The organism is Micromonospora sp. NPDC023814, assembly GCF_040639595.1.
Taxonomy (GTDB): Bacteria; Actinomycetota; Actinomycetes; order Mycobacteriales; family Micromonosporaceae; genus Micromonospora.
In genome coordinates, this window is record NZ_JBFAAF010000001.1 from 102,399 (window position 1) to 116,261 (window position 13,863).

The following is a 13,863-nucleotide window of genomic DNA, read 5'->3' on the forward strand; positions in this document are numbered from 1 at the left end:
CGTTCCTTTGACACTACTTCGCAATGCGCAGTAGTGTGCGAAGCGTGGACACCACACAGCTCCTGAAGGGCGTGCTGGACCTCGCGGTTCTCGCCGTGCTGCGCGAGGAGGACGGCTACGGTTACGACATCCTGCGCCGGCTCCGCGAGGCCGGGCTGGAGGAGGTCGGCGACGCCTCGGTCTACGGCACGCTGCGCCGGCTCTACGCCGCCGGCCTGCTGACCACCTACGTCGTGCCGAGCGAGTCCGGCCCGCACCGCAAGTACTACTCCCTCAACGCCGCCGGCCGGGACCAGCTCACCCGCTACGGCAAGCTCTGGCGCTCGTTCGCCACCACCATGGACGCACTGCTCGACGATCGGGGGATGGCGGCATGACCGTCACGGAGCAGGAGATCGCGGACTACGTCGCACGGGTGCGGGCCGCACTGGCCGACCTGCCGCCGGCGCACCGCGACGAGTTGACCGAGGACCTGCCGGAACATCTCGCCGAGGTCGCCGTCGAGGCCGGCGGCAGCCTGGTCGAGCGGCTCGGCGAGCCCGAGGCGTACGCGGCCGAGCTGCGCGCCGCCGCCGGGGTCGGCGCCGTGGCCGGCGGACGCCGCCTCGACCGCCGCCTGGGCGCCGCCGTGGACCGGCTCCGCGCGCGGGCGCGGCGCTGGGACGTCCAACTCGGACCAACCCTGGGGTACGTCTCGGCGAGCGAGTTCCTCCGGCTGCTCCGGCCGGCCTGGTGGGTGCTGCGCGGCTACCTGGCCGCCATGCTCGTCACGGTGGCCACCACCGGTGACTCGTTCGGCGTGCTGCCCGAGCTGAACGGCAGCGCGCTGGCCGGCCTGGTGCTGCTCGCCGGCAGCGTGCTCGCCTCGATCTGGCTCGGCCACCACACGCCGGGCCTGAGCCGGCCCAAGCGGCGACTGCTGCACGCCGGCACCGCCGTGCTGGTGCTCTTCGGGCTGGTCGGCCTGGCGGACATGAACAGCCGCGTCGGCTCGGGGGACTTCGGCTACGAGCAGATCTCGGTCGACGACCGGTACTCCCACGTCCGGGACGTCTACGTCTACGACAGCGAGGGCCGGCTGGTGGAGAACGCCCGGCTCTTCGACCAGAACGGCGACCCGATCCGCCTCGGCCACCCGAACTGTCCGGACGGGCGGGACCCGAACGGGGTCGGCAACCCGCTGCTGCGTCCGTACCCGTACTGCCCCGACCGGGCACCGTTCGCGCCGCGCCCGCCGGCGGCCACCCCGCCCGCGCCCGGCCTGCCCCCGTTGGCGCCCACCACGTCGGCCGACCCGTCCGGCCCGGTCCCGACGGGCAGCCCGACGGCCGGACCGACCGCGGTCCCGACCGTGGAGGCCCCGCCCGCGACGGAGGCCCCGGCCGCCACCCCGGCGCCGAGCCGGACGTGAGCCGGATCGCGTCCGGGAAAGCTGGGAAATAGCTGAACGGATGAGGTCGACGGGGCGGCGGCCGTCGTACCCGATCGCTACGGTGTCGTCTGCTCATCCACCCCTCGGAAGGACAACCCGTGTCAGAGCAGGTCGCACCGCCCCCCGCGCCGGACGCCGCGCAGCCCCCGTCGGCCTTCCCGGCGCCCCCGGCGGAGCCGGAGACGAAGAAGTCCGGCTCCAGGAAGGTGCTCGGCATCGTGGGCGCGATCGTCGCGTTCCTGGTCATCGCGGGGCTCAAGTTCGGCGTCGGCTCGGCGATCGGCAACTTCCTCAACAAGGACGAGACCGCCGACGCCAAGGTCGGCGACTGCATCGCCGAGCTGCCCGAGGTGACCGGCACCAAGGAGGAGGAGGTCGACGGCGCGAAGGTCGTCGAGTGCACCTCCACCGACGCCGTGTACAACGTGGTCGGTCGGGTCGACGGGCAGACCGAGGCGCAGGCCCGCTCCGGCGAGGCGTGCGAGCAGTACATCAAGGAAGACCAGGACGGTTACGTCTTCTACAGCATCGAGCCGGGCAAGAAGGGCTACCTGCTCTGCCTGACCAAGAAGGCCTGACCGGCACCACGGCACCGCCGACGGCGGCGCGGACGACGGTCCGCGCCGCCGTCGGCGTCTCCGCGTACGGCCGGCGAACGGGAGGTGAATGCCACTGTTCCGGCGTCTTCCCCGGGGCGCGCACGGCGTGGCAGGCTACCGGCACGTAGGACCACTGGGCGACCAGCCAACGATGACTGACCGCTAGGAGGACGGGCCGATGGGCGAAATGGTGAGCTTCACCAGCAACGGGGGTACGCGCGAGGGGTATCTCGCGATACCGTCCGGCGGTGCGGCCAGCCCAGCGGTCATCGTCATCCAGGACTGGTGGGGGCTCGTGCCCCACATCACCTCCGTCGCGGACCGGTTCGCCGAGGCCGGGTTCGTGGCCCTCGCCCCGGACTTCCGCCACGGCGGCCCGGCCAGCAAGCCCGACGAGCCGCGCCAGATGCTGAACAGCCCGCAGATGGACGAGGCGGCGGCGGACATCGCCGCCGCGGCGGACTACCTCGCCGGGCGTTCCGAGGTCACCGGCAAGGTCGGCTGCGCGGGCTTCTGCGCCGGCGCGAGCCTGGCCCTGTGGGCGGCCAGCCGCACCGAGCGGATCGTCGCCACCGCCGCCTTCTACCCCCGGCTGCCCTGGGACGGGATGCGCTCCGAGTGGGCCGACTACGCGGGCAAGGCCGCCCTCATCCACTGCTCCGAAGCCGACGGCACCTCCGCCGCCGACGGCGTGCAGACCGTCCGCCGCGCCGTCGAGACCGCCGGCGGCACGTGCCAGACCTACGACTACCCCGGCACCGCGCACGCCTTCTTCAACGAGGACCGGCCGGAGAACTTCGACCAGCGCGCCGCCGCCACCGCCTGGGCGCGCACCCTCGAACTCTTCCGGGCCAAGCTTGGCTGAGCCGCGTACGCCCGACGAGGTGGTCGCCCGCGCCGCGCGGGCGACCGACCTCGCCGACCTCGACGCCGCCGTCAGCGACTGCTTCGCCTGCCCCCGCCTGGTCGAGTGGCGCGAGGAGGTGGCCCGCACGCGGCGGGCGGCCTTCCGCGACCAGGAGTACTGGGGCCGGCCGGTGCCCGGCTTCGGCGCCCCCGACGCGCGCATCGCCATCCTCGGCCTGGCGCCCGCCGCGCACGGCGGCAACCGCACCGGCCGGATCTTCACCGGCGACCGCTCCGGCGACGTGCTCTTCGCCGCGCTGCACCGCGCCGGGCTGGCCAACCAGCCGACGAGCGTCGCCGCCGACGACGGCTTGTCCCTGCGGGACACCCGCATCTTCGCCGCCGTGCGCTGCGCGCCGCCGGACAACAAGCCCACCCCGGGCGAGCGGGACACCTGCGCACCGTGGCTGCACCGCGAGGTCGCGCTGATCCGGCCCACCCTGCGCGTCGTGGTCGCGCTGGGCGCCTTCGCCTGGTCCGCGTGGTGGCCGGTGCTGCGTCAGGTGTACGCCCAGCGCCCGCCCGCCCCGCGACCGGCGTTCGGTCATGGGGCACACTGGTCCGGCACGGCCGCACCGGAGCTGCTGGGCTGCTACCACGTCAGCCAGCAGAACACCTTCACCGGACGGCTGACACCAGGGATGCTGGACGACGTGTTCGCCCGGGCGAAGCAGTTGGCCGGGGTGGACTGAGGCACGCGGGGGCGGTGGCGATGACGGACGGAACGCGTCGGCCCGCGACGCACCCCCCGGCGGCCCGGAGGTAACCCCGGATGGATCTGAGCGTGCTGCGCAGGTGGTGGCCGGTCGCCGCAGTCGGCGTCCTGCTTGCCGTCGCCGCGTTGGCGTCCGCCCACTCGTCGATCGGCGCCAGCCGGATCCCGCCCGCCGACAACATCCCCTACGTGCCGGAATACCCGACCGCCGAGCCGGCCGCGTCGATCCCCGTCGAGCCCCGGGACGCCGGCGAGGCCACCCAGGCGAGCATCCCGCCGTGGCTCGGCACGATAGCCCTCGTGCTGCTGGGGTCGGCCCTGCTCGCCGCGTTCGGCTACCTCGCCTGGACGCTGGTCCGGGGCGCGATGCGCCGCACCACCCGGGCACTGCCGCGGCAGCGGAACCGGCGCACGGCCGAGGGCACCGCCCGCGAGGTGGCCGCCGCCCTCGACGCCGGCCTGGTGGAGCTGGACGACGCGGACGCCGACCCGCGCGCCGCGGTCATCGCCTGCTGGGTACGCCTCGAAGAGGCCGCGGCCGGCGCCGGTGTGCCCCGGCTGGCCGGGGACACCCCCACCGACCTGGTCACCCGCCTGCTGCGGGGCGACCCGTCGGCGGGGGTGCCGGCGATCGCCAGCGCCGACGTGCTGGCCGAGTTCGCGCACGTCTACCGCGAGGCGCGGTACGCCACCCGGCCCGTCGACGAGCGCACCCGCGACCAGGCCCGTGCGGCGCTGCGCCGGCTCCGCGCCGAGCTGACCGCCGTGGTCGCCGGCGACGCCGGGGTGCCGACGTGACCGGGTCGTGGCGGGCGCGCGCCCGGCGTGATGAGGTGGCGCGGTGAGCAGCACCAGCATCGACGACCTGCTGAGCTTCGAGGAGGAGCGGCCGGGGCGCGCCGGCCGGTCCCGGGGCGGGCGGGTCGGCCGGGTGTTCCGCGCCCTGGCCGGCATCGCGGCGGTCGTGGTGGTGCTGGTCGCCGGCCTGCGCGTGGTGGGGCTCCAGGTCTCCCTGCTGGTCCTGGTCGCCGGGGTGGTCGCGCTGTTCGTGGTGCGCCGGGTCGTCGCCGCCCTCGCGCCCCCGCCCCCGTCCCGGGCCGGTGCCCGGGTCCCGGCCGGCGACGACGACGGCACGTGGAACTGGGGTGCCCGGGACGCGCTGCGCACCGCGATCAACGGCTGGGAGCGCCCGCTGGACTGGTGCGAAAGCAGCCGGGAGCGGTTCGCCGAGCGGGTCCTGCCGTGGCTCGGCGAACTGGCCGACGAGCGGCTGCGTCAGCGTCACGGCCTGACCCGCGAGTCGGACCCGGCCCGCGCCCGTGACCTGCTGGGCGACCGGCTCTGGACCTTCCTCAGCACGCCCTCCCGCCGCCCCCCGTCGCCGCGCGACCTCGCGGCGATCGTCGCCGAACTGGAGAAGATATGAACGACGTGGACCGCAGCATGCCCGCCGCGGAGGTCGGCCACCTCGCCCGGTCGGTGCTGGAGGCGGTCGGTCAGGTCGTGGTCGGCAAGCGGGACGCGCTGGAGCTGGTCCTCGCCGGCATCCTGGCCGGCGGGCACGTGCTGCTGGAGGACCTGCCGGGCCTGGGCAAGACGCTGACGGCGCGCTCCTTCGCGCAGGCGCTCGGGCTGGACTTCCGCCGGCTCCAGTTCACCCCCGACCTGCTGCCGGCCGACGTCACCGGCTCGTTCCTCTACGACCAGCGCAGCGGCGACTTCGCGTTCCGGGCCGGCCCGGTCTTCACCAACCTGCTCCTCGCCGACGAGATCAACCGGACCCCGCCGAAGACCCAGTCGGCCCTGCTGGAGGCGATGCAGGAGAAGCAGGTCTCGGTCGAGGGCGTCACCTACCGGCTGGACGAGCCGTTCCACGTGCTGGCCACCGCCAACCCCATCGAGTACGAGGGCACCTACCCGCTGCCCGAGGCGCAACTCGACCGGTTCCTCCTGCGGGTCTCCTTCGGCTACCCCGAGCACGAGGAGGAGTGGGAGGTGCTGCGCCGGCGGATGGCCCGCCGCCGCGAGGAGGCGGACATCAAGCCCGTGGTCGACGCGGCCACGCTGCGCGCCATGCAGGCCGCGCTGGAGGACGTGGTGGTCGAGGACTCCGTCGGTCGCTACATCGTCGCGCTGACCGCCGCCACCCGGGAGCACCCGTCGGTGCTGGTGGGCGCCTCGCCGCGCGGCTCGCTGGCGCTGCTGCTGCTGGCCCGGGTGCGGGCCGTGATGGCCGGCCGCGACTACGTGGTGCCGGAGGACGTCAAGGAGGTCGCGGCGCCCGCGCTGGCGCACCGGATCACGCTGCGTCCGGAGATGTGGCTGCGCCGCGTCGACCCGTCCTTCGTGGTCGGCGAGGTGCTGGAGGCGACCCCGGCGCCGGCCAGCGGGGCGCTGCCCAGCTACGCCGCCGGCCGGCCCGGGCACTGATGGTCGCGCCCGCCGTGCCGCCCCGCACCGAGTCGCCGGAGCAGGGGCCGCAGCCCGCGACCGGCTGGGTGCCCACCTGGGCGCTCGGCCGGGCGGTGCTGCTCACCGGCCTGCTGCTGATCGCGGGGGTGCTGCTCGGCCGGGTCGACCTGATCGTGCTGGCCGCCCCGTTCGCGATCGGCACCGCGTGCGCGCTGCGCCGCCGGCCGGCCGCCCTGCCGCAGGTCTGGATCTCCGCCGACGAGGGGCACCTGGTCGAGGGCGGCGAGCTGACCGGCACGGTCAGCGTCGGCAACCCGGACGTGCTCGACTACGACGTGGCGGTGGTCCGCAGCCGGGTCTCGCCGTGGCTGCGGGTGGAGCGGGCCACGATCGCCGGGGCGGTGGCCGCGCCCGGCGCCCCCTCGGCCGTCGTCCCGTCCGTCGCCGACCGGCCCTTCGTGACCGCCGTCCCGACCGACGCGGCCGTCGACCTGGAGCTGGCCGGCACGGCGCTGCGCTGGGGCCGGCACCCGGTCGGCCCGGCCGGCGCCCGGGTCGCCGCCGCGCAGGGTCTGCTGGTCTCCCGCGCGGTGGTCACCGAGCCGGCCCGGGTCCGGGTCTACCCGAGGACCGAGCCGTTCGACGCGGTCGAGGCGATGCCCCGGGCCGCCGGCCTGGTCGGGGCGCACCACTCGCGCCGGCCCGGCGAGGGCGGGGAGCTGGCCGGCGTGCGGGTCTTCGCCCCGGGCGACCGGCTGCGCCGGATCGACTGGCGCGTGTCGCTGCGCGCCCGGCAACTGCACGTCGCGGCCACCCTCTCCGACCGGGACGCCGAGGTGGTGGTGCTGCTCGACGTGCTCGCCGAGGCGGGCCGCTCCGGCGGCGTGTCCGGCGCCGCCTCCGTGCTGGACACCACGGTCCGGGCCGCCGCCGCGATCGCCGAGCACTACCTGCACCGCGGCGACCGGGTGTCGATGCTGGAGTACGGCCCGGCCGCCCGCCGGCTGCGCCCGGCCACCGGCCGCCGGCAGTACCTGACCGTCCTGGAGTGGCTGCTCGACGTGCGCGCCGAGTCCTCCCCGCACGAGCCGTACGACCAGGTCTTCGGGCCGCAGTTGCTCTCCGCGGACGCGCTGGTGGTGGTCCTCACCCCGCTGCTGGACGAGCGGTCGGCGCAGATGCTGGCCCGGCTGGCCCGCTCGGGGCGGTTCGTCGTCGCGGTGGACACCCTGCCGGCCGACCTCGCCCCGCCCAAGGACCGGGGCTGGGCCGAGGTGGCGTACCGGCTGTGGCGGCTGGACCGGGACACCATGATCGGGCAGTTGCGGGAGCACGGCGTGCCGGTGGTGCGCTGGGCCGGCGCGGGCAGCCTCGACCAGGTGCTGCGGGACGTGGCGCGGCTGGCCACCGCCCCGAGGGTGGGGGCTCGATGAATCCGGTCGAGCGGGTCCGGGCGGTGCGGTACGCCGCCGCCCGGGTCAGCCTGACGCCGCTGCTGGTCCGCGCCGGCATCTTCCTCACCACGCTGGTCGGGCTGGTGGTGGCGTACCCGTCGCAGGTGCTCCTCGGCCGGCCGCTGCTCGCCCTGGTCGTGGTGGCGCTGCTGCCGGCGCTCGGGCCGCGCCGGGTCTGGCCGACCTTCGCCGCGCTGGTCACGGTCGGCGGCTGGCTGGTCGCCACCGACGGGTACGGCCGGCCGATCGCGCTCTGGCGGCTGCTCGCCGTGGCGGCCGTGCTCTACCTCACGCACACCCTCTGCGCGCTGGCCGCCGTCCTGCCGTACGACGCGGTGGTCGACCCGGACGTGATCGTGCGTTGGCTCGCGCGGGCCGGCGCGGTGCTGCTGGGGACCTTCGTGCTCGGCGTGCTCCTCGTGGAGATCGGCGGCCTCGGCGACGGCGCCGGATCCCAACTCGCGACCGCGGCCGGACTACTGACGGCGATAGCGTTGACAGCGTTGCTGGGGTGGCTGCTGCGCCGCCGTTAACCTGCCGGTAACAGCCGTTGCGCAGGTCACAGCGGTTGTGCTCCGTCACAGAAGAGGGGCGCGATCGGGATTAGCCGGGCCGCGCCGGGAAAGATAGATGACGTGAATCCGAAGCGGATCCTTGTGGTGGGTGCCGGGCACGTCGGTCTCTACGCGGCCCTGCGCCTGTCGAAGAAGCTCAGCTCCCGTGAGGCTGAGGTCATCGTGGTGGACCCTCAGCCCCACATGACCTACCAGCCCTTCCTGCCGGAGGCGGCGGCCGGCAACATCTCGCCCCGGCACTCCGTGGTGCCGCTGCGACGGGAGTTGCGGCGGTGCAAGGTGGTGGCGGGCGCCGTGACGCGGATTGACCACGACCGCAAGACCGCCGTGGTGCAGCCGATCAGCGGCCCGACCCGGGAGATTCCGTACGACCACGTCGTCGTCGCCCCCGGCTCGGTCTCGCGGACGCTGCCGATCCCCGGCCTGCACGAGCACGGCATTGGCTTCAAGACCATCGGTGAGGCCATCTACCTGCGCAACCACGTGCTGGACCGGCTCGACGTGGCCGCCGTCACGCCGGACCCGGAGGTCCGCCGGTCCGCGCTGACCTTCACCTTCGTCGGCGGCGGCTATGCCGGCATCGAGGCGCTCGCCGAGATGGAGGACATGGCCCGGGACGCGCTGAGGTACTACCCGGAGCTCAGGCCGGAGGACATGCGCTGGGTGCTGGTCGAGGCGACCCAGCGGGTGCTGCCGGAGGTCGACCGGGACATGGGCGCCTACACGGTCCAGCAGCTGCTCAAGCGGAACATGGACATCCGGCTGGACACCCGCCTGGAGTCCTGCGTCGACGGGGTGGTGAAGCTCTCCGACGGCGACAGCTTCCGCTCCGACACCATCGTCTGGACGGCCGGCGTCAAGCCGTCCCCGATGCTGGACGCGACGGACTTCCCCCGCGACGAGCGGCGCCGGGTCACCTGCCTGCCGACCCTCCAGATCGTCGACGGCGACCGGGCGGTCGAGGGTGCCTGGAGCGCCGGTGACTGCGCGGCGGTGCCGGACCTGACCAAGGAGCCGGGCAACTACTGCTCGCCGAGCGCCCAGCACGCGGTCCGCCAGGCCGCCCGGATGGCCGACAACATCGCCAACGTGGTGCGCGGCCGCGAGCCAGTGGAGTACAAGCACAAGCACGCCGGCAGCGTGGCCAGCCTCGGCCTGCACAAGGGCGTCGCCCAGGTGTACGGGATCAAGATGACCGGCTGGCCGGCCTGGTTCATGCACCGGACGTACCACATGAGCCGGATCCCGTCGTTCAACCGGAAGGTCCGGGTCGTGGTCGACTGGTCCCTGGCGTTCTTCCTCAAGCGTGAGGTGGTCGCCCTTGGCCAGCTGCACGACCCGCGCGAGGAGTTCGCCGAGGCGTCCCAGCCCGTCGGCGCCCGCCGGTCCTGACCGAGCAGGACAGCAGGCCCCTCCGCGCGCGGAGGGGCCTGCTGTCCGTGTGGGGGCGGGGTTCACGCCGCGCCGGGCGGGCGTACGCCGGTCAGACCCGCCAGATCCAGGCGTCGGCGATCCGGGTCGACGGCCCGTAGAGCTGCTCCAGCGTGCCGCGCAGGCTGTCGGCGTGCGGGGTGTCGACGGCCAGCGCGACGCAGGAGGCACCCCAGAAGTCGGCGTCCTTCGCGGCCTGCCGCCGCTGCTGGTCCCCGATCACCGGCTGCCCGCCGCGTCTGGCGACCTCGGTCAGCAGGGCGGACGTGGGCAGCTTGTAGGTGCCCATCGCCGCCGTGCCGTCCCGGCCGTACGGGCCGATGAAGAAGCCCTCCGGCATGCCGAACGCGGCGTCGGCGGCGGTGGCCCAGCGCATCGGCCACGGCTCCTGCGGCGTGGCGAGCGGCACCGGCACCAGCACCCCGCCCGGCTCGACGCACTGCCGCCAGTGGCCGGCCGTGACGAACTCCGGCAGCGGCGGGCGCTCGGCGGTGGGCAGCGGGGCGGGCAGCAGCGGCAGCAGCGCCACGCCGACCGCCGCCGGGACCAGCCGCCGGGCCCGGCCCGCGCCGCGCAGCGCCCGGTCGGCCGCGAGCACCAGCAGCGTGGCGATCAGCGGGAGCGTCGCGAGGGCGAACCGCATCGGCAGCGCGCCGTCCACCACGGGCAGTCCGGAGAGCAGTGTGTACGGCCCCGGCACGGCGGTGCGCTCGCCGTCGAGCACCACCCGGGGGCCGAGCGACAGCGCCCCCATCGCCAGCGCTCCGACCACGCACGCGACGGCCAGCGGGCGGCGACCCAGCCAGACCGCGCAGGCGGTGGTGACCAGCAGCAGGGGCCACCCGAGGAAGGTGTTGTACTCGGCCGGGCCGGTGGTCAGCCGGGCGGCCCCGTCGCTGCCGACCACCGACAGCGGCGACACCGTCCACCAGCTGCGCAGGTCAGCCGAGAAGTAGTGCGGGCTGAACATGCCGTCCGCGACGCCCTGCGGCCCGGCGAACTGGAACCACAGCGGCCAGGCCAGCACGAGCAGGGCCAGCCCGGCGGCGAGCACCATCCCGCCGGCGAAGCCGGGCAGGGCGCGGCGGGCCAGGCCAGGGTCCGTCACGGCGTACGTGACCGCCATCACCAGCAGCGTCAGCGCGGAGAGGAAGAGCACCTCCTCGCCGATGAAGACCTGCGCCGTGACCGCCGCCGCCAGGCCGACGGCGGAACTGACCACCCGCCGGCGGTCCGGCCCGTCGGCGGTGGCCCGGCCGGCGGGGTCGGCGGCGCGCAGCAGCCGGACCACCAGCCAGACGATCACCGGGACCAGCCACTGGGCGGTCATGTGCAGGTGGCTGTTGGTCTGCGAGACCATGCCCGGGCCGAAGCCGCAGAGGGCGGCGCCCAGCGCGGCGGCGACCCGGTGGGCGCCCAGCGCCCGGGTGAAGAGCAGATACCAGGCGACGGCGGTGCCGGCCAGGTTCGCCAGCGCCAGCAGCGCGAAGGTGACCGGCGCCCCGAGCAGCAGGGTGACCGGGGCGAGGAGGATCCCCAGCGCGATGACCGTGGTGTTGGTCATCAGGTTCACCCCGTCCGGCGCGTTGAGCCGGTCGGTGAGCAGGTCGAAGTCGCCGAGCAGCGCCCGCGCGTCGACGGCGAGGAACCACTCGTAGAGGGCCTGGTCCGCCGGGTTCAGCGCGAGGACCCGGGTCGCCGGGTCGGGCCAGAGCCCGTGGGTGAGCCAGCCGGCCAGCGCGACGAAGAGGAGCCCGACCGTGACGCCCGCCCGGTGCCGGGAGATCGTGGTCAGCAGGCGGGCCGGCGAGAGCCGGCGCGGCAGCCGGTCGGCGGCGAGGACGTCCTGGTCAGGGGCGGCGTCGGGGGCCGTGGGGGCTGCGCTGCTCACGGCCTCGACCCTAGTGCGACCCTGGCGTCGGGGTACGCCGGGTCGCCGCCGACCGGCTACCGTGACACTGCACCAGGCGTGGCGACGCGTCCGGTGTCACCCGCCCGGGTGGTGGAACGGCAGACACGGCCGCCTTAAAAGCGGCTGCCGCAAGGCGTGCGGGTTCGACCCCCGCCCCGGGCACCCCGCCACTCTCAGCATCCGCTCAGCTTGGCGATCACCACGTGGCTGCCCTGGGCGTTTACTCTTGAGGGGCACGTTCACGTGCAACGACCCCCTGAGGGAGGCCTGACAGTGAAGACTTCGAACCCGGTGCTCGCCCGGCTCGGCCAGGCGGCCGAGCGGGAGCGCTCCGCCGGGTACGCCCCGACCGGGCCCTATGGACAGCCCGGCTACCCCCAGCAGTACCCGACGGAGGCCGGCTACCCGGCGGCTCCGCCGGCCGTCAACACCATGTCGATCGACGACGTGGTGGTCAAGACCGTCACCCTCCTCGGCATCCTCGGCGTCTCCGCCGCGGCCGCCTGGGTGCTGGTGCCGGACGCCCTGCTCGGTGCCGCCTGGATCGGCGCGGCGGTGGTCGGCCTGGTGCTCGGTCTGATCATCTCGTTCTCCCGGATGGCGAACCCGGCGCTGGTGGTCGCGTACGCCGTCGTCGAGGGCGTCTTCGTCGGCATGGTGAGCAAGTTCTTCGACTCGCTCTACGACGGCATCGTGCTCCAGGCGGTGACCGCCACCTTCGGCGTCTTCTTCGTGATGGCGATGCTCTACAAGGCGAAGGTCATCCGGGCGACCCCGAAGTTCGTCAAGGGCATGATCGCCGTGATGGCGGGCCTCTTCGCCGTCATGCTGATCAACCTCGTGCTCGCGCTCTTCGACATCAACACCGGCCTGCGCGACGGCAGCCCGCTGGCGATCGGCTTCAGCCTGGTCTGCATCGTGGTCGCCTCGTTGAGCTTCGTGCTCAGCTTCAAGGAGGTCGAGGACGGCGTCCGGATGGGGCTGCCGCAGCGCTACTCCTGGGTCGCCGCCTTCGGCATCCTGGTGAGCCTGGTCTGGCTCTACATCGAGATCCTGCGCCTGCTGAGCTACTTCCAGGGCGACGACTGACCGTCGCCCGCGACCGACCGGCGCCCGTCCCCGCTGCCGCGGGGGCGGGCGCCGTCGTTTTCGCACCCGCGCCGGTCCCGGCGTTTCCCGCCGCCGCCCGGCCGGCGGGGGCAGAGTGACTGCGTGGGGGTACGCCGAGCAGGGAGGCGACGTGCGCAGCAGCAACCCGGTGCTCACCCGGTTCGACGAGACCGCCCGGGTGCAGAGCCGGGTGCTGGGCGTCGGCGACCCGGAGGCGATGACCGTCGACGACGTGGTGGCCCGTACGGTCGGGCTGCTGCTGCTCACCGGGGCCACCGGTGCCGCAGCCTGGCTGCTCGTGCCGCCGGCGGCGTGGCTCCCCGCCGCGCTGGCCGGCACCGCGCTGGCCGGGATCGCGCTGGTCGTGGTCATCTCCTGGCGCGGCATCACCAACCCGGTGCCGATGGTCGGCTACGCCCTGCTCCAGGGGCTGCTGCTCGGGGTGGCCAGCCGGGCCTTCGAACTGGTCCACCCGGGCATCGTCGTCCAGGCGGTCACGGGCACCTTCGGGGTCTTCCTCGGCATGGCGCTGCTCTACCGGGCCCGCCTCGTCCGGGCCACGCCGCGGCTGGCCCGGCTGGTCGTCGGCACGCTGTTCGGGATCGTCGTGCTCAGCGTGGTCAACCTGCTGGCGTACCTGGTCTCCGGCCGGCAGGGGCTGGAAATCTACGGACTGACCGGCGAGGTCGGCTGGTTGCCGTACGCCTTCTCGGGGGTGGCGATCGTCGCCGGCGCGTTCAGCTTCGTCCTCGACTTCGACCTGGTCGAGTGCTCGGTACGCGACGGCCTACCCCGCCGCTACGCCTGGCTCTGCGCGTTCGGCCTGCTGACCGGCCTGGTCTTCCTCTACTGGCAGTTGCTGCGCCTGCTCGGCTACCTGCGCCGCTGACCCGGCCGCCACCCCGCCCGCCCGCGCCCGGCGGGGTGGGTTCGTAGACTCGGGTGGTGAGCGCAGGGGAGCTGAGCCGGGCGGTGGACCTGCTGGTCCGTCAGGTCGGGCACTGGCAGCAGCCGCGCTGGTCGGCCACGGCCGCCGGCGGCAACGTGTCGCGTGCCGACCTGGTGCACCGGCTGGTGCAGGAGGTCGCCAACCTGGCCGCCGACGCCGCGGGTGAGCCCCGGCGGGTGGTGCCCCGGCTCGACAACGACCTCGCGCTGCCCGACCAGCTCCGGGTGGTGGCCGCCGACCTGGTCGCCGCGGCCCCGCCGCCCGAGGCGCTGGCGCGGGCCGCCGCCGAGGTGACGGCGACCCGCGACGCGCTCTAGTTCCAACGCCGTTCCCGCCCCGCGGGCGGGAGTGCCGGCCGGCCGCCCCGG

Annotated in this window: 15 protein-coding genes and 1 tRNA gene; 15 read left to right on the forward strand and 1 reads right to left on the reverse strand. The window is 74.6% G+C overall.

Annotation, left to right across the window (positions count from 1 at the left end):
• Positions 1-44 precede the first annotated feature (44 nt).
• The 11 genes from AB0G14_RS00480 (at position 45) to AB0G14_RS00530 (ending at position 9,485) form a co-directional block, all read left to right on the forward strand.
• Positions 45-377: a PadR family transcriptional regulator gene (locus AB0G14_RS00480; protein ID WP_350686966.1), complete on the forward strand. Its 333-nt coding sequence runs from the start codon at positions 45-47 to the stop codon at positions 375-377.
• The gene (locus AB0G14_RS00485) at positions 374-1,411 is read left to right on the forward strand and encodes a hypothetical protein (protein WP_357692280.1); all 1,038 of its coding nucleotides are present in this window, start codon (positions 374-376) and stop codon (positions 1,409-1,411) included. Before AB0G14_RS00480 ends, AB0G14_RS00485 begins: the two co-directional genes overlap by 4 nt.
• Positions 1,412-1,530: 119 nt before the next feature.
• Positions 1,531-2,010, forward strand: coding sequence for a hypothetical protein (locus AB0G14_RS00490; RefSeq protein WP_357692282.1), 480 nt, complete (start codon positions 1,531-1,533; stop codon positions 2,008-2,010).
• Positions 2,011-2,209: 199 nt separating this feature from the next.
• Complete coding sequence (locus tag AB0G14_RS00495) at positions 2,210-2,896, forward strand: dienelactone hydrolase family protein (RefSeq protein ID WP_350703346.1); 687 nt, start codon at positions 2,210-2,212, stop codon at positions 2,894-2,896.
• A gap of 19 nt (positions 2,897-2,915) precedes the next feature.
• Entirely contained in the window at positions 2,916-3,629 is a 714-nt protein-coding gene (locus AB0G14_RS00500; RefSeq protein WP_357692481.1) for a uracil-DNA glycosylase, read from the forward strand.
• An 80-nt stretch (positions 3,630-3,709) separates the two neighbouring features.
• Positions 3,710-4,450 (forward strand): DUF4129 domain-containing protein, encoded by a 741-nt coding sequence (locus AB0G14_RS00505; RefSeq protein ID WP_357692284.1) that lies wholly within the window; start codon positions 3,710-3,712, stop codon positions 4,448-4,450.
• Positions 4,451-4,493: 43 nt separating this feature from the next.
• On the forward strand, positions 4,494-5,078 hold the full coding sequence (locus AB0G14_RS00510) for a hypothetical protein (RefSeq protein WP_357692286.1): 585 nt from the start codon (positions 4,494-4,496) through the stop codon (positions 5,076-5,078).
• Entirely contained in the window at positions 5,075-6,082 is a 1,008-nt protein-coding gene (locus AB0G14_RS00515; RefSeq protein ID WP_350703340.1) for a MoxR family ATPase, read from the forward strand. The genes AB0G14_RS00510 and AB0G14_RS00515 overlap by 4 nt, the downstream gene beginning before the upstream one ends.
• A complete protein-coding gene (locus AB0G14_RS00520) occupies positions 6,082-7,497 on the forward strand; it encodes a DUF58 domain-containing protein (protein ID WP_357692288.1) in 1,416 nt (471 codons plus the stop codon). Before AB0G14_RS00515 ends, AB0G14_RS00520 begins: the two co-directional genes overlap by 1 nt.
• On the forward strand, positions 7,494-8,051 hold the full coding sequence (locus AB0G14_RS00525; protein WP_357692290.1) for a hypothetical protein: 558 nt from the start codon (positions 7,494-7,496) through the stop codon (positions 8,049-8,051). Before AB0G14_RS00520 ends, AB0G14_RS00525 begins: the two co-directional genes overlap by 4 nt.
• A 102-nt stretch (positions 8,052-8,153) precedes the next feature.
• Positions 8,154-9,485 carry an NAD(P)/FAD-dependent oxidoreductase gene (locus tag AB0G14_RS00530; RefSeq protein WP_357692292.1) on the forward strand — a complete coding sequence of 444 codons (1,332 nt, stop codon included), beginning with the start codon at positions 8,154-8,156 and terminating at the stop codon, positions 9,483-9,485.
• 91 nt (positions 9,486-9,576) lie between these two features.
• Here AB0G14_RS00530 and AB0G14_RS00535 read toward each other — a convergent pair whose 3' ends face one another.
• Positions 9,577-11,415, reverse strand: coding sequence for a hypothetical protein (locus AB0G14_RS00535; protein ID WP_357692294.1), 1,839 nt, complete (start codon positions 11,413-11,415; stop codon positions 9,577-9,579).
• Positions 11,416-11,517: 102 nt separating this feature from the next.
• Between AB0G14_RS00535 and AB0G14_RS00540 the strand changes: the two genes are divergently transcribed.
• The 4 genes from AB0G14_RS00540 to AB0G14_RS00555 all read left to right on the forward strand — a co-directional run bounded on the left by AB0G14_RS00540 (position 11,518) and on the right by AB0G14_RS00555 (position 13,812).
• Positions 11,518-11,598 (forward strand) — tRNA-Leu (locus tag AB0G14_RS00540).
• 111 nt (positions 11,599-11,709) lie between these two features.
• A complete protein-coding gene (locus tag AB0G14_RS00545) occupies positions 11,710-12,525 on the forward strand; it encodes a Bax inhibitor-1/YccA family protein (RefSeq protein WP_357692296.1) in 816 nt (271 codons plus the stop codon).
• Positions 12,526-12,676: 151 nt separating this feature from the next.
• The gene (locus AB0G14_RS00550) at positions 12,677-13,435 is read left to right on the forward strand and encodes a Bax inhibitor-1/YccA family protein (RefSeq protein WP_357692298.1); all 759 of its coding nucleotides are present in this window, start codon (positions 12,677-12,679) and stop codon (positions 13,433-13,435) included.
• Between the two features lie 53 nt (positions 13,436-13,488).
• On the forward strand, positions 13,489-13,812 hold the full coding sequence (locus tag AB0G14_RS00555; protein ID WP_357692300.1) for a hypothetical protein: 324 nt from the start codon (positions 13,489-13,491) through the stop codon (positions 13,810-13,812).
• Positions 13,813-13,863: the final 51 nt, after the last annotated feature.